The 12,554-nt window shown below is 33.8% G+C and carries 20 protein-coding genes; 19 read left to right on the top strand and 1 reads right to left on the bottom strand.

All coding sequences use genetic code 11. The features are described 5' to 3' along the window. Positions 1-9 precede the first annotated feature (9 nt). From KFE94_12635 to KFE94_12580, 12 genes are all read left to right on the top strand, one after another. Positions 10-702 (top strand): hypothetical protein, encoded by a 693-nt coding sequence (locus KFE94_12635; protein UTW65495.1) that lies wholly within the window; start codon positions 10-12, stop codon positions 700-702. A gap of 33 nt (positions 703-735) precedes the next feature. Next, the gene (locus KFE94_12630) at positions 736-1,026 is read left to right on the top strand and encodes a GTP cyclohydrolase (GenBank protein ID UTW65494.1); all 291 of its coding nucleotides are present in this window, start codon (positions 736-738) and stop codon (positions 1,024-1,026) included. A 4-nt stretch (positions 1,027-1,030) separates the two neighbouring features. Then, positions 1,031-1,471 carry a hypothetical protein gene (locus tag KFE94_12625; protein UTW65493.1) on the top strand — a complete coding sequence of 147 codons (441 nt, stop codon included), beginning with the start codon at positions 1,031-1,033 and terminating at the stop codon, positions 1,469-1,471. A 7-nt stretch (positions 1,472-1,478) separates the two neighbouring features. After that, positions 1,479-1,919, top strand: a complete 441-nt coding sequence (locus tag KFE94_12620; GenBank protein UTW65492.1) for a hypothetical protein — start codon at positions 1,479-1,481, stop codon at positions 1,917-1,919. Positions 1,920-2,001: 82 nt separating this feature from the next. Next, positions 2,002-2,994, top strand: a complete 993-nt coding sequence (locus KFE94_12615) for a GNAT family N-acetyltransferase (protein UTW65491.1) — start codon at positions 2,002-2,004, stop codon at positions 2,992-2,994. A gap of 2 nt (positions 2,995-2,996) precedes the next feature. Next, a complete protein-coding gene (locus KFE94_12610; protein ID UTW65490.1) occupies positions 2,997-3,527 on the top strand; it encodes a GNAT family N-acetyltransferase in 531 nt (176 codons plus the stop codon). 5 nt (positions 3,528-3,532) lie between these two features. Beyond that, on the top strand, positions 3,533-4,492 hold the full coding sequence (locus KFE94_12605; protein ID UTW65489.1) for a polyprenyl synthetase family protein: 960 nt from the start codon (positions 3,533-3,535) through the stop codon (positions 4,490-4,492). Positions 4,493-4,614: 122 nt separating this feature from the next. Beyond that, complete coding sequence (locus KFE94_12600; protein UTW65488.1) at positions 4,615-4,863, top strand: FUSC family protein; 249 nt, start codon at positions 4,615-4,617, stop codon at positions 4,861-4,863. A 2-nt stretch (positions 4,864-4,865) separates the two neighbouring features. After that, positions 4,866-5,498, top strand: coding sequence for a class I SAM-dependent methyltransferase (locus tag KFE94_12595; protein ID UTW65487.1), 633 nt, complete (start codon positions 4,866-4,868; stop codon positions 5,496-5,498). Positions 5,499-5,611: 113 nt separating this feature from the next. Then, positions 5,612-6,154, top strand: coding sequence for a DUF4287 domain-containing protein (locus tag KFE94_12590; GenBank protein ID UTW65486.1), 543 nt, complete (start codon positions 5,612-5,614; stop codon positions 6,152-6,154). Positions 6,155-6,245: 91 nt separating this feature from the next. After that, complete coding sequence (locus tag KFE94_12585; protein UTW65485.1) at positions 6,246-7,073, top strand: DUF4349 domain-containing protein; 828 nt, start codon at positions 6,246-6,248, stop codon at positions 7,071-7,073. Positions 7,074-7,101: 28 nt separating this feature from the next. Continuing rightward, positions 7,102-7,488, top strand: a complete 387-nt coding sequence (locus KFE94_12580) for a hypothetical protein (GenBank protein UTW65484.1) — start codon at positions 7,102-7,104, stop codon at positions 7,486-7,488. Between the two features lie 2 nt (positions 7,489-7,490). Here KFE94_12580 and KFE94_12575 read toward each other — a convergent pair whose 3' ends face one another. Continuing rightward, a complete protein-coding gene (locus KFE94_12575) occupies positions 7,491-7,877 on the bottom strand; it encodes a helix-turn-helix transcriptional regulator (protein UTW65483.1) in 387 nt (128 codons plus the stop codon). Between the two features lie 86 nt (positions 7,878-7,963). Between KFE94_12575 and KFE94_12570 the strand changes: the two genes are divergently transcribed. The 7 genes from KFE94_12570 to KFE94_12540 all read left to right on the top strand — a co-directional run bounded on the left by KFE94_12570 (position 7,964) and on the right by KFE94_12540 (position 12,537). Continuing rightward, entirely contained in the window at positions 7,964-8,443 is a 480-nt protein-coding gene (locus KFE94_12570) for a nuclear transport factor 2 family protein (protein ID UTW65482.1), read from the top strand. 88 nt (positions 8,444-8,531) lie between these two features. After that, entirely contained in the window at positions 8,532-9,068 is a 537-nt protein-coding gene (locus tag KFE94_12565) for a GNAT family N-acetyltransferase (GenBank protein UTW65481.1), read from the top strand. Between the two features lie 98 nt (positions 9,069-9,166). Next, a complete protein-coding gene (locus KFE94_12560; protein UTW65480.1) occupies positions 9,167-9,544 on the top strand; it encodes a TerB family tellurite resistance protein in 378 nt (125 codons plus the stop codon). A gap of 69 nt (positions 9,545-9,613) precedes the next feature. Continuing rightward, complete coding sequence (locus tag KFE94_12555; GenBank protein UTW65479.1) at positions 9,614-10,483, top strand: SH3 domain-containing protein; 870 nt, start codon at positions 9,614-9,616, stop codon at positions 10,481-10,483. A gap of 19 nt (positions 10,484-10,502) precedes the next feature. Further along, positions 10,503-11,267, top strand: coding sequence for a hypothetical protein (locus tag KFE94_12550; protein ID UTW65478.1), 765 nt, complete (start codon positions 10,503-10,505; stop codon positions 11,265-11,267). Continuing rightward, positions 11,245-11,778: a GNAT family N-acetyltransferase gene (locus KFE94_12545; protein UTW65477.1), complete on the top strand. Its 534-nt coding sequence runs from the start codon at positions 11,245-11,247 to the stop codon at positions 11,776-11,778. Before KFE94_12550 ends, KFE94_12545 begins: the two co-directional genes overlap by 23 nt. Positions 11,779-11,793: 15 nt before the next feature. Beyond that, a complete protein-coding gene (locus KFE94_12540) occupies positions 11,794-12,537 on the top strand; it encodes a hypothetical protein (GenBank protein UTW65476.1) in 744 nt (247 codons plus the stop codon). Positions 12,538-12,554 lie beyond the last annotated feature (17 nt).

Here is a 12,554-nt window from a genome sequence, read left to right as displayed (position 1 = left end):
TCTGAATAAATGAAACAGCTACTCTTCATATTGCTTAGTCTCCTTTATTTAGGAGGATTCGCTCAAAATGTGAGTACCTGGATTACACCAGATACGTTACTAGATGATTCACTAAGAATATTATCTATCGAAGAAAAAGGTGTTGATCATAGAGCTCTTTATTTTGAGTACTTTAATTCTGGCATGTTGCAAAAAGAAACTTTTGTAACATGGAAAAATAACATTCAATATGAACGAATCACTGAATATCATGAAAATGGACAAATGAAAGCCCGTTATTTCTGGTATATGATTAATAAAACATTCTTTGGAAAATCAAGTTTAGATGGTATGTACTCAGCATATGACGAACAAGGGAATTTACTTCAATCCATAATGTATCAAAACAACAAAATGAATGGTGAACATATGGTCTATTATGCTAATGGGAAACCCAAGAACAGCAGTACATACGTAAATGATTTACGTGATGGCAATCAAACCACATATTACTCCAACGGGAAAATCGCATCAGAATTAATCTATGAACAAGACCGACTTATAGCCGCCAAATACTTTAATGTTGAAGGTATCATGTTTGAAAACAATGCGTTTTCCCATGGAGAGGGGAAATTATTCTTTTATGAATATGGAGAATTGAAAGGCTATTGTTGGTTTAAAAAAGGAAAACCTAAAAAATGTAATTGCGACTGTGATTCGTGATCATTCGCTATAAAAAATAAAATGGCAAACGAAATGTTTATAATAAACCTCACTTATAAAACTGAATTAGATACAGTGGATCAATATTTAGAAGAGCATATTGAATATCTAAATAAACAATATGAACTGGGTTATTTTCTGGCTTCGGGAAGAAAAATACCCAGAACAGGAGGCATCATCTTGTCCAACGTTGAATCCAAAACTCAACTGGAAGAAATAATCGAAAAAGATCCGTTTAAACATCACGATTTAGCAGATTACGAACTGACTGAATTTGTTCCTAGTAAGACCTCAGACGAATTAAGTTTTTTAATCCCAAAATAGTGTTATGATTCACAGACTAGAGTTCTCCATCGATATCCAGGCCAACAAAAGCACAATTTGGAAAGCATTGTGGGATGACCACGCTTATCGCCAGTGGGCAGGTGTTTTCTTTAAAGGGTCCTATATCGTATGTAGTGATTGGCAAGAAGGCAATATCATTCAGTTCCTCGGACCGGATCAAAATGGAATTTATAGTAAAATTGAAACGCATCATCCTAATGATATCATCCAATTTAGACATCTGGGAAATGTAGTAAATGGTGAGGAACAACCTATTGATGAGGAAACAAAAAAATGGTCCGGTGCAACTGAAATTTACAAACTTATTGAAGGTGATGGCTCAAATACACTTCATATTGAAATCGATGTTATGGATGAGCATCTGGAGTTTATGAAAAATACTTTTCCTCAAGCTTTAGAAAAAATAAAAAGTAACTGTGCTTAAAGGTTATATGCTTAAACTTAAGATCATATCGTTTTGTTTTGTCCTGCTTATGGTGAGTTGTTCCTGTCAGGATTCAAATGAGAAAGTAAATCATCAAATCGTTTTCAGCGATTTAGTCCACCTTGAAAAATTGACATCTGTTGAAATGCGTAACAATTCGGGAACCTTTAACCTGACAGATGCTCAAATCAAAAAACTCAAAACAGAATTGAATCAAATGATCTATGCACCTCACATGTCAGCAAAAGTAGGAGCCATTCAAATTAAACTTAAAATCAATAATCAAGACTTCTATATTTCAACCGCTACACATGGGAAGTATATGGAAATCCCCAGAGACCTGGTGAATCAAAATCAAGATTTAGTAGATCAAGCAAAATGGTTATACTTCAAAACAAATGAAATCAACTTTGACAACTACAAAGAACTAAACAAAATCCACAATTAATTATATACCTGACCAACAACAATAAATTAACCTACATTAAAATAAGAAATAACTTTCATATATTTGCGACATATAAATAAACATGGATTTAGAAAAACTAGGATATTTATCTGTAGGTTCTCAAATGAGACGTATTTATGAGAAGCTTCAAATTGAAGCTGATCGATTGTATAAAGATATTAATGTGGAATTTAGATCCAGTTGGTTTCCTATATATTACACCTTAATGCAATCCAATAGAGCATTAAGCATAATGGAAATTACAGATGCAATCTCCTACTCTAGAATTACCGTAAAGAACGTGATTCAAGAAATGGAGAAATTGGAATATGTAATGATTGATACCAATCCTCTAGACAATCGTTCAAAACTGGTTAGTTTAACCCCCAAGGGACATGTGGTTGCAGAAAAACTACAAGACGTTTGGCAAGTAATCCAGAAGGAGCTTGAACATCTTTTCAACTCTGAAAATGATATGTTTCTGAAACAACTTAAAACCATTAATGATAAATTACTTCAAAACTCATTTCGAAAAAATATCCTAAAAAATTATTACAACTATACTGTAAGAAATGCCCATCCCGAAGAATTTACCATCATTGGGAATATCTTAGTTGATGTCTATTCAAAATTAAAAGGATTTCCCAAAATCGAAGAACAGCCGGAATATTACAATATGCTCAGGAATGTGGGTAGTTTGACACAAAACCCCAATATTGAACTATTAGTTGCGGTTACCAATCAAGGAAACATAGGTGGAGCTGTGGTTTACTTTAGCAATATGAAAGACTATGGGTCTGGAGGCACAGCAACATTAGAGAAAAACGCTTGTGGTTTTAGACTTTTGGGTGTAGCCGATCATGCCAGGGGCTTAGGATTAGGTAAATTACTTACTTTAAGCTGTATCGAAAAAGGTAAAAAAAGTAATAGTAAAACCATGATCATTCATACCACAAAATCAATGAAATTGGCATGGGGAATGTATGAACGAATTGGTTTTAAAAGAGCCGGTGATTTAGACTTTATGCAGGGAAAACTTCCTGTCTTTGGATTTCGATTAGAATTAAATAAATAATCATGATTACTACCAAAAGGACTGTATTAAGAAAAATGATTCCAAATGATGCCGAATCAGTATTCCGATACAGATCAGATAAAACAACAAATAAATATCAGGGCTTTATTCCTGAGACCGTTGAAGAAGTTCAAAATTTCATATCTAAAATTCCTGAACATATCAACGAACCTGAAACCTGGTTCCAAATGGTTATCATAGAAATCGATTCACAAAGAATAATTGGCGATATCGGTCTTCACTTTTACGGTAATGAGAACAAACAAGTCGAAATTGGATGTACTCTGGACAAGGAATATCAAAATAAAGGATATGCTTCTGAGTCTTTAACCTCAATAATGGAGTATTTATTTATAGAATTAGATAAGCATAGAATTACAGGATCAATTGATCCACAAAACACAAATTCTGCTAAATTAATGGAGCGTTTAGGATTCCGTAAAGAAGCTCATTTTCTGGAAAGTCTATATATAGATGGTAAATGGGTAGATGATATAATTTATGCATATCTAAAAAAGCATTGGAAAAGATAACAAACTTGGAAAAGGTTCAGACCCATAGTGTGGATATGGAACTATTCAATCAACATCTATTTGATTATTTAGATTCTAAAGTCCCTTTCCACAAAGACATAATTCATCACCTAGCTATACACAGGGGGAAACAATTACGTGCAAAACTAGCTCTATTATGCGCACTATTAGGTGGGGAATTAAATTCAAAAAGCTATAAAGCTGCAATGTCTGCAGAGCTTATACATATTTCCTCACTCTTACATGATGATATAGTAGATAATTCAGATCAAAGAAGAAATGCACCTTCTGTCAATGCAAAATGGAGCAACAAAAAAGCGCTATTCTCGGGACAGATTATCAGTATGCAAGCTGTATTGTTAAACCTAAACGAATCGGATATTGATATTTTTGTACCCTTCGGAAAAATCATTAACCCATTGGTAGAAGCTGAGTTACTTCAACTTAAGAAAAGTAGTAAAATAAATACTAGCGAAGAAGATTATTTTAAAATCATTCGTGCAAAAACAGCCTTACTCTTCAGTGCCTCTTGTGAAGCCGGTGCAGTTTCAAATTTCACAAATTCCAACCAAATAGAAAAATTAAGACAAATTGGAGAATACATAGGTATGGCTTTTCAAATTAGAGATGATTTGTTTGGATATTTTACGACCGAAACAGGAAAACCAAATCATAATGATTTTCAGGAAAAAAAGGCTACTCTACCTCTCATATATACAATGAATAATGTTAATATCTGGAAAAAATGGAAACTAAAAAGGTCTATAAAAAGTAATCACCTTAACGAACGCAAAATTGCCTCTATTATCGATGAGGTAAAAAAACACAATGGAATACAGTATGCGCAAAAAAAAATGATCCAATTTGCCAATAATGCTCTCACTTTATTAAAGGACTTTCCTCCATCCAATGCACGTTTCGAAATAGAACAGATTATTCACTTCACCACTAGACGAAATCATTAAAGTACATTTTAACCTTTCATATCAATACATCCAACTTTATATTTCGGATTATATTTCTTCAGAAATTAAAATGTAATTTAATTTCGCGATTAAAATTTACGATTGATCATCTATAACCAAACATGAGTCAAAAAAAATTAACCGAATTATCGGACGAAGAATTATTACAAGAAGCACAAAAAATGAAACCTACAGGTATTTATGATGCTTTGATTATTGGTCTTTTAATTGGAGTTTCTCTTTATAGTATCTACAAAAATGGTTTAGGGTTACTGACACTTCTTCCTTTAGTTTATATTCCAATTGCTACAAAAAACAAACTAAAAGTCAAGGAAATTAATGACCTTTTAAAAGAAAGAAACCTAATCTAGAGATGAACATCGAATCCGCATATAAATCCTGGGCAGAACAATACGATTCAAACCTAAATGTTACCAGAGATTTAGATCAGAAAGTAACAATTGAAACACTTTCTAAATACGCTTTTAAAAATGTTTTGGAAATAGGTTGTGGAACAGGAAAAAACACTGTTTGGTTACTACAACGTTCTAAACAAATCATTGGTCTTGATTTCTCAGAAGAAATGCTCCAAATCGCCAAAGAAAAAATTTCCGATTCTAAAGTGATGTTTAAAAAAATGGATATCACTAAAAACTGGGAAGTAACTCCTCAATTTGCAGATTTGATCACCTCAAATCTCACGCTTGAGCATATTGAAGACTTAAATCATATTTTTGATCAGGCGTATCAAAAACTTCAAGATCATAGAGTTTTCTTCATCAGTGAATTACATCCTTTTAAGCAATATCTGGGAAGTAAAGCTAAATTCCAATCTAACGGTGAAACTGTGTATTTGGAAACCTATATACACCATATCTCCAATTACATGGAAAATGCCCAAAACAATGGATTTGTTTTAGTGGAATTGAAAGAATGGTTTGATAAAGAATCTACAGGAGAAATTCCAAGACTCATTACATTCGTATTCAGAAAGACTGATCATTAAGACCAGAGATATACACCACATTTATAATCCCAAACCTACCCGAATGAAATTCAAATCATTTTTATTTAAAAATGTATTTTTAACTCCACATTCTCTTCAATTAAATCTGAACTATGGACAAAGCATTACAAACAATGATCTCAAACATGCCTGAAAAGACTGGTAAATCGTTGGAAGAATGGAAGCAAATCCTACAAGAAAAATCATTTACAAAACATTCGGAAGGAGTTAAATTCCTAAAAACGGAACACAATGTAACGCATGGTTTTGCCAATACCATTGTGACGCTCTCCAAAGAAGATTCTTCTACATCTGAAGATTTAGTTACATCGCAATACAAAGGAAAAGAGATCCTTTTACCGATCTACCATGAGCTTATTGCCCATGTTAAAACCTTAGGTGAAGATGTGACCATCACGCCTAAAAAAGGAAGTGTGAGTATCATTCGTAAGAGACAATTTATTCTCATCAAACCCGCAACAAAAACCAGAATTGATTTAGGATTTAAGTTAAAAGACACACCTACTTCTGAGAGATTAGGAAATTCCGGTCCATTTGGTACGATGTGTACACACAGAGTCCAACTTTTCGATGTCAATGAAGTGGATTCCGAATTGAAAGAATGGATCAAAGAGGCTTATGATAAATCGGTATAAGATTGACATATCTCTTGACTATAAAATGGGAATGGTATTTGCGGATACTGCATCTCATATTCCATTAATCTAATACTTAAAACTAAAACTTATGAAATATCTAGTTTCTCTTCTTCTGATTTCCGTTCTAATAATTTCATGTGATCAGAAGAAATCAAATAACACTTTTGAACAAGCTGAGGAATTCATGATTGAACAAGATGCTCCAGTGGCTATGAATATGGCTAAAAGAACAGCTCCTTTATCAGAGGTTAAAAATCAAACGGTTGTCAAAAAGAAAATCATAAAAGATGGGCGCATGGAGATCAATGTTAATGATTTAGAAAGCGCTAAATCAAATGTTGATGTGCTCATCAAAAAATACAAAGGTTACTACGCCAACGAAAAATTAAATAATTCAAATTGGGAAATCTCTTATACCCTAAAAATAAGAGTGCCCGGCATACATTTCGAAAACTTAATTTCCGGCATCGAATCAGGAGGTGGAGAAATCACATACAAAGAAATTGATGCACGTGATGTGACTGCTCAATTTATCGATTTGGAAACCAGACTTGCCAATAAAAGAAATTATTTAAAAAAATACAATGACTTATTAAAGCAAGCAAAAAGTGTTAAAGATATTCTGGAAATAGAAAATCATATCCGTGTAATCGAAGAAGAAATAGAAAGTACTACCGGACGACTCAAATACTTAAATGATCAAGTAGCGTTTAGTACGCTGGATTTAAATATCATAAAACACAAAGAACAATCTCAAAAAAGTATTTCACTATCTGAAAGACTAGGTCAGGCATTATCTGGCGGTTGGTCGGGATTCATTGATTTTATCGTCCTTATAGTTAGAATATGGCCTGTTTGGATTTTGGTAGTTATGTTTATTTATGGTTTGAAAATGTTTAGGAGACGAAACAAATAATAACGTCTATATTCCGTACACTTTTGATATGATAAACAAGTTCTTCTTCATACTCTTGAGCATTGTGTTGATCTCTTGTCTGGAGGATAACTCAAAGTCTGATTTAAATGTAAAATATTCAAGAGAGTTTATCACTGAAGACGGACCACATATAGATCATAAATACGGATCCATTTCGGAATTTAAAAAGCAATATTTTAAAATCGAATATCTGAATGACACGATCTACGCTCAAGCCATTCAAAGTGTCAATGCTTGTGGTGATGCCGTAGGAGCTGTAAACTTAAATGGAGATACCTTAATTTTGACTACCAAAGAACAAAAAGAAGAACTTTGTACTTCAATAAGCTGGTATAAATACGAGTACTGGATTAGAAACAAGGGAAACAAAAAAATTATAATCAAACAGAGATAACATTAATCCAATGCTGATCTGATTTCAGTGATCAGTCCTTCTCGATCACGTTTAAAGTTGCCTATCAAATTGGGGCGCACGTCTAATCCAGTTTGATGTTTATCAGACCATACAATGATCTCCAATAGAATTGGAATCAAATCTTTTCCTTTTTCCGTTAAAGAATACTCCTTTTTAGTTTTAAGCTTTTCGTACACCTTCCATTCCACAATTCCATTGGCTTCTAACTTTTTTAAACGATCTGATAGAATATTCGTGGCAATCCCCTCTTTGGAACTTAAAAAGTCTTTATAAAATTTCTTCCCATCTACTAAATCTCGAATGATTAAAAACGTCCATTTATCTCCAAAAAAATCAAGCGCATAGCTCACCGGACAGTCTGATCTCATATTCTTACATTTAATCACTTGCATTTTGCAAGTTAATATTTACATTTGCTTACTTGTTTTTTGCAAGTTAATTAAAATCTTTAAACATGGACACAATACAAATCAATTTTGATCAGCTTAAAAAATCACATTGGTCAGATCAGGAAACAAAAAATGCGCAATTACTGGTTGACTTTGTACAACAACTCATGAACAACCATGATTTTGAACTGGTATTCCAAAAGTTTGGCAACCCACACTACAAGCAACATAATCGAGGTATCCCTGATGGTATGAAATCTTTAATCAAATATGTGAAGGACTTCACCAAAAGGTATCCGGATTATACATACGATGTCAAACATATTTACGCAGATGGGGACATGATTATTTTTCATTCGCACATTACCACCAGCAAAAAAGATCGTGGGAATGATCACAAAGGGTTTAATGCTATAGATACCTGGAAAATAGAAAATGATCAAATTGTAGAGCACTGGGATGCCCTTCAACCTATGAATGGATTCTTAAGATTTTTCTTTTGGTTGATTGGTGGGAAAGTCGCTAACTCAAATGGGGTATATTAATTACATTCATCAAATATCTCCCCATTTTTCCTTATCTATTTCTTAAGTATAAACTTTACTACTTTTATCGGTTAACTATTAAAGATAAATGGAACTAACCGTAAGAGAGTGTACTTTAGAAGATCTTGAAAAAATAATAGACTATTTTGTTCTTGCAGATTCTGAGTTTTTAAAAGGTATGGGTGCTGATAAAAGTAAACTTCCTCAAAAACAGGATTGGATCAAAAAACTGGAATCAGAATTTGTACTACCATATCATAAAAAAGACTTTTATTACATCATTTGGGAACTAGATCATCAGGCCATTGGTCATTCAAATATCAACAATATCCAATATGGGAATTCCGCAACCATGCATTTACACCTATGGGATAACCCAACTCGAAAAAAAGGTCTCGGTTCAGAATTCCTCAAGTTAACACTACCCTATTACTTCAAACACTTTGAACTTAAAAAACTCATCTGTGAACCATACTCAAAAAACATTGCACCAAATAAGACCTTAAAAAAACTTGGTTTCGAATTGGTTAGAACCTATGAAACAATTCCCGGGTGGATCAATTACCTTCAAACCGTAAACAGTTATGAGTTCACTAAAAGTCGATTTGAAAATAGTATGATTTAAGAATAATCAATACCTAAACTCTACCCTCCACACCACTACAATATTTATCTTAGCCCCAATTAATCAACGATAATTCTAATTCTTAAAATTTTAAACTTATGACCGAAACAGAAAAACTATATGAAACCCTGGGAGAATTGTTATTCGTTATTGCCAAAGCCGATGGAATTATACAGGATGAAGAAAGAACTTCATTAAATCGATTGTTAAAAAATCATCCATGGGCATCTGAAATTAAATGGTCCTTCAATTATGAAGAATCTAAAGAGTCTTCCGTTGAAGAGACTTACAACAAGGTGATCAACTTCTGTCACAAACACGGGCCTTCTCCGGTGTATAATGAATTTATCGATGCCATGACTTTTATTGCAAAATCTTCAAATGGTATTGATCAAAATGAATCAAACATTATCAGCTCTTTTTCTACAGATCTGATTGAACGATTTCATAGAGATGTGGATCGGTTAAATTCATAAAATCAAATGACCATACCTTCCTGGTTGGCACTATATATGATGAATAAAATCAAAATATTTTAATACTAAATGAAAGTACATTACTTACTCATCATATTAATATCTCTCCATTTAAACGTTAACGCACAAGAATTTTATTCGGTCGCAGCTGAACATGGGTTGATTATTAGACAAAAAGCTGATATGACCTCTCCTAGAATTGGCAAATTCCTCTGCGGTCAGGATTTAAAACTCATCCAAAAAACTGATATTTCTGTTGAAGTACAAGACCAGAACGGAACCATCAAAGGCCATTGGTATTTAATGTCGTCTCCATCCGGGTATCAGGGATATCTTTTTAGTGGATATCTTCTTCCAAAACTGGAGAGTTGGCAAAATGGAGTCACTTGCGAAGACGAATACATTCCATGCAGTACCAAGCTTTCGACCCCCAATTGTGCATTAGAAATATTCAACTTTGAAATCGAAGGACAAGATCATAAGCCAGATACTTTTGCTTTGTACGAAGCAGTCTTCAACGAAGTCGGAGATAAACTTTTAAAAGTCAAACCTCGAAAAGAATTCCAAAATATTGAAGTGTATTATACCAGAGTAGAAACACTAAATGCATGGGAAACTGCGAAGGATTCCAACGGGATTATCCCAAAATGGAAAGGTCATGATCCTTTTGTTAAACTAGAGCCCTTTAACCAGTTTTTCTATCGCATCCCTCCTACCGACTATGACAACGTTAGAGAAAAACGTGCACAGATAATGCATCTGAAACGCTCTCCTGATTGGGAAGAATCAGGAGAAGGCGGTTGGTTTCCAAGGTATATTTATAAGGGCCAAATCGTTCCATATGAAATACAATCTATCATCTTAAAAATTGTAACTACTGATCTTGACAAAAACACTTCAACGGAGTACATCGAAATTGGCTTATCTTACGGCTGTTAAATCATTGGGATTTTAAAAAATGAAACATTTAATTTTCATTGTTCTTACTATTCTATTTATTGGGTGTGATGCAGATACATCGATGGAAGATTTATTGATGAAAGATGTAGAAAAGGTCATGCTTTCAAAAGAAGGTCCAACGGAATTCTTCTATTTTGAACTAAAAGACAGACCTGAAATTTGGGCATCCAATCCAGATAATATTGCAGCCATACAGAGTTATCGAGATTCTGTTCAACACCAATTAGGAAGCTCAAAATATGCGCAAACGGTACACAAAGAATCCGTGCAAGACTTAGACTCCGACCGCCTCAAAAATGCAGTAAACGGAGATAGTATCAATGCGCTTCTGGTGCATACAGGGAAAATTGGCTCCATACGAGACATGAACTTTTTAGAATCTTGCTTGCTCAATTATCAAGTGAGCAGATTTCCATTGTTTAGTACTCCAACCGAGTTTCACGGCTTTATTTTGAGTCATAAAAAAACCGGAATCATCCGCGTCTATTTTGGAGCAAGTGATACTGAATGGCCTCCACAACCCCGAATCATTTTAAAGGAATTAACCGAACTCGATCATAACTGGAAATTAATCTATCACCTGCACAATCACTATTGTAAAGAGGATGGAGATTATGTTGGTATTCTAGCTCCGAGTCTGGCGGATGCTCAATATTTTAAAATGCTAAAAGAACAGTTTAGTTTGGAAAAAGCAATCATTACAAACGGCTTCCATACAGTTGAAATAGATAGTAGTGACTTTGAAAAATTTGAATCTCATTAAACATATACACACATCAGTATCTTTTGAATCTGAAAGACTAAAGACTTCGATCTTATACGAAGATGATATTGAAGCGCTCTTTCAAATGTATTCAGATCATGAAGCTATGAAATATCGAGGAAGTCAACCGATGACTAGTATTTCAGAAGCTCATACAATGGTTGCGAACCCAATTTCAGAAAAAGGCTCTATATCAAAACTGCGATTAGGAATCAGAACCCAGTCTTCAAATATTTTGATTGGAACGCTTCTCCTTTCTTATAATTACGATCTGGAAAATCAACTGGAAATTGGGTTTTCTTTTGGTAAAAAATTTTGGAATCAGGGCTATGGAACGGAAACACTTCAAATGGTTATTTCTCAACTTCAAACACTAAAGCAAATGAAAGAACTCAAAGCGTGGTGCATCAAAGAAAATCTGGCCTCCATAAGAATCTTCGAAAATGCTGGGTTTAGTAAAATGGCACAAAATGAATATCCGCAAAGCCATTTGTTTGTCAAACAACTTTAAAATGTTCATTCACTAATGATGAATCAAATCCATACCATAAAAGAAAAACTAACCGAATTAAAAAACCTGGATAAACAGTATGCTATTTTCGGGGCGGATAAACATAAATATCGGCTCAACGCAACACTTTCGAATAAAAAAGTTCAACAAATAGAAAGAGACCACCATATCACCCTAACCGATGAATTTAAATGTATTCTCACACAATTAGGGAATGGAGGAGCAGGTTGCGGATATGGTTTCGAACCACTTCGTCTGGATCATGTTCATCCACCATATATGGGCACACCACAACTATTGAGAAATTGTGATTCCCCTGAAGAAATTGACCTAGATATGTTTGATCTGGATGAGATTTCCGGATATATTAAACTATTTGATTATGGATGTGGTATGGACACCTGTTTAATCGTTAATGGTCAAGAACAGGGTGATTTAATATTTTTTGATTGCGATGGCAGGTTTGAAAAACTAAGAGGTGAAACCATTTTCAATCTCTATGAAACCTGGCTGGATGAAAACATTTCTATTTTAAGAAGGGTCCAAACCAAATTAAGTGAAATGACCTTACAAGAAATTATAGATAGTGAATGGGAATTAAAAAACTTCAAGATCCAAGATTTGATTTTGAGCCTAATCAATGCTAAGCTTCTACAAGGAGCTTATTCCGGAAACCAGAAACAACAATATTTAGAAACCCAGTACAACAAATGGAAAAATAAAAAAGAGAAATCGAGTAACAATTGGTGGTCTTTTTAAACTTCTAAAATCAAAAT

It is taken from the genome of bacterium SCSIO 12643 (assembly GCA_024398135.1).
Lineage (GTDB): Bacteria > Bacteroidota > Bacteroidia > Flavobacteriales_G > Salibacteraceae > CAJXZP01.
Note: the sequence above shows the minus strand (reverse complement) of the source record. Positions and strands in the feature narration are given on the sequence as shown.

What these genes read in the sequence shown, in the direction of transcription:
- KFE94_12595 (UTW65487.1), top strand. Translation starts at nt 4,866, where the DNA reads ATGAACATCGAATCCGCATATAAATCCTGGGCAGAACAATACGATTCA.
- KFE94_12580 (UTW65484.1), top strand. Translation starts at nt 7,102, where the DNA reads ATGATAAACAAGTTCTTCTTCATACTCTTGAGCATTGTGTTGATCTCT.
- KFE94_12610 (UTW65490.1), top strand. Translation starts at nt 2,997, where the DNA reads ATGATTACTACCAAAAGGACTGTATTAAGAAAAATGATTCCAAATGAT.
- KFE94_12625 (UTW65493.1), top strand. Translation starts at nt 1,031, where the DNA reads ATGATTCACAGACTAGAGTTCTCCATCGATATCCAGGCCAACAAAAGC.
- KFE94_12565 (UTW65481.1), top strand. Translation starts at nt 8,532, where the DNA reads ATGGAACTAACCGTAAGAGAGTGTACTTTAGAAGATCTTGAAAAAATA.
- KFE94_12615 (UTW65491.1), top strand. Translation starts at nt 2,002, where the DNA reads ATGGATTTAGAAAAACTAGGATATTTATCTGTAGGTTCTCAAATGAGA.
- KFE94_12550 (UTW65478.1), top strand. Translation starts at nt 10,503, where the DNA reads ATGAAACATTTAATTTTCATTGTTCTTACTATTCTATTTATTGGGTGT.
- KFE94_12590 (UTW65486.1), top strand. Translation starts at nt 5,612, where the DNA reads ATGGACAAAGCATTACAAACAATGATCTCAAACATGCCTGAAAAGACT.
- KFE94_12585 (UTW65485.1), top strand. Translation starts at nt 6,246, where the DNA reads ATGAAATATCTAGTTTCTCTTCTTCTGATTTCCGTTCTAATAATTTCA.
- KFE94_12575 (UTW65483.1), bottom strand. Translation starts at nt 7,877, where the DNA reads ATGAGATCAGACTGTCCGGTGAGCTATGCGCTTGATTTTTTTGGAGAT.
- KFE94_12620 (UTW65492.1), top strand. Translation starts at nt 1,479, where the DNA reads ATGCTTAAACTTAAGATCATATCGTTTTGTTTTGTCCTGCTTATGGTG.
- KFE94_12570 (UTW65482.1), top strand. Translation starts at nt 7,964, where the DNA reads ATGGACACAATACAAATCAATTTTGATCAGCTTAAAAAATCACATTGG.
- KFE94_12560 (UTW65480.1), top strand. Translation starts at nt 9,167, where the DNA reads ATGACCGAAACAGAAAAACTATATGAAACCCTGGGAGAATTGTTATTC.
- KFE94_12635 (UTW65495.1), top strand. Translation starts at nt 10, where the DNA reads ATGAAACAGCTACTCTTCATATTGCTTAGTCTCCTTTATTTAGGAGGA.
- KFE94_12555 (UTW65479.1), top strand. Translation starts at nt 9,614, where the DNA reads ATGAAAGTACATTACTTACTCATCATATTAATATCTCTCCATTTAAAC.
- KFE94_12540 (UTW65476.1), top strand. Translation starts at nt 11,794, where the DNA reads ATGATGAATCAAATCCATACCATAAAAGAAAAACTAACCGAATTAAAA.
- KFE94_12630 (UTW65494.1), top strand. Translation starts at nt 736, where the DNA reads ATGTTTATAATAAACCTCACTTATAAAACTGAATTAGATACAGTGGAT.
- KFE94_12600 (UTW65488.1), top strand. Translation starts at nt 4,615, where the DNA reads ATGAGTCAAAAAAAATTAACCGAATTATCGGACGAAGAATTATTACAA.